Genomic DNA, 978 nt, shown 5'->3' with positions numbered 1-978 from the left:
CCATGAATTATCAACAGTTGACCGAAGCAAGACGATACCAGATTTCCGTGCTGTTAGAACAGGGCTTTTCGATAGTACACATAGCTAAATGCATTGATTGTCATCGCTCTAGTGTCTATAGGGAAGTTAAACGATGCCAAGGGCAATCACGCTATCAGCCTGATATTGCACACAAGCAGGCTGTCACAATGAGGCGTCAGTCGAGTAAATATGCGATACCCTCACAGCGAATAGAGAGCATCGTCCTTTTGCTGCAATTGGATTGGAGCCCTGAGCAAATCTCGCAAGTGTTGCGTTTGATGAAGGAGCCTGTCAGTCATGAGTGGATTTATCGCTATATTGCTCGCGATAAACGCCGTGGCGGTAAACTTTATCGTCATTTACGTCAAGGACATAAGCGTTATCGGCGCGGCAAAGTAGAACAAGCTCCTACCATAAAAAACGCCGTATCGATTGACGACAGACCTGCGATTGTCGATAGCCGAGAGCGATTTGGCGACTGGGAAATCGATACCGTATTGGGTCTGCATGGAACGGGCTCTATTGTGACTCTATTAGAGCGTAAGACTCGGTTTTATTTGATAAAGAAAGTCAATTCGAAGTCAGCGGCTGATGTAACGAAAGCGACGATTGAGCTGCTGATGCCCTATAAGGCGCACGTGCTGACGATAACGGCAGATAATGGACGCGAATTTGCTCACCACCAAGAGATAGCAGAAGCGCTAGATACACAGGTATATTTTGCGCACCCTTATCGTTCTTGTGAACGAGGAGCGAATGAAAATGCTAATGGATTACTGCGTCAGTACGTCAAAAAAGGGGTTGATTTGAGGCTAGTGAGTGATGAATTAATTGAATTTGCTCAGAATAGAATTAACTATCGACCCAAAAAGTGTTTGAAGTTTAAGCAGCCTGCGGTGGTGTTTCACCAGTTAGCTGCTTAATTGTCGAGTGTCGCACTTCGGTGTTGAATTCGGG

At 45.6% G+C, this 978-nt stretch carries 1 protein-coding gene; it reads left to right on the top strand.

Annotated features, from left to right (window positions below; translation table 11 throughout):
* The first annotated feature begins 2 nt into the window (after positions 1-2).
* On the top strand, positions 3-944 hold the full coding sequence (locus tag K5Q99_RS21810) for an IS30-like element ISSba16 family transposase (RefSeq protein WP_220778120.1): 942 nt from the start codon (positions 3-5) through the stop codon (positions 942-944).
* The last annotated feature ends 34 nt before the right edge of the window (positions 945-978 follow it).

It is taken from the genome of Shewanella hafniensis, assembly GCF_019655335.1.
In the GTDB taxonomy this organism is placed as follows: domain Bacteria; phylum Pseudomonadota; class Gammaproteobacteria; order Enterobacterales; family Shewanellaceae; genus Shewanella; species Shewanella hafniensis.
Note: the sequence above shows the minus strand (reverse complement) of the source record. Positions and strands in the feature narration are given on the sequence as shown.

Bases quoted from the DNA above. Each gene is read 5' to 3' on its own strand.
- K5Q99_RS21810 (WP_220778120.1), top strand. From the start codon at position 3: ATGAATTATCAACAGTTGACCGAAGCAAGACGATACCAGATTTCCGTG.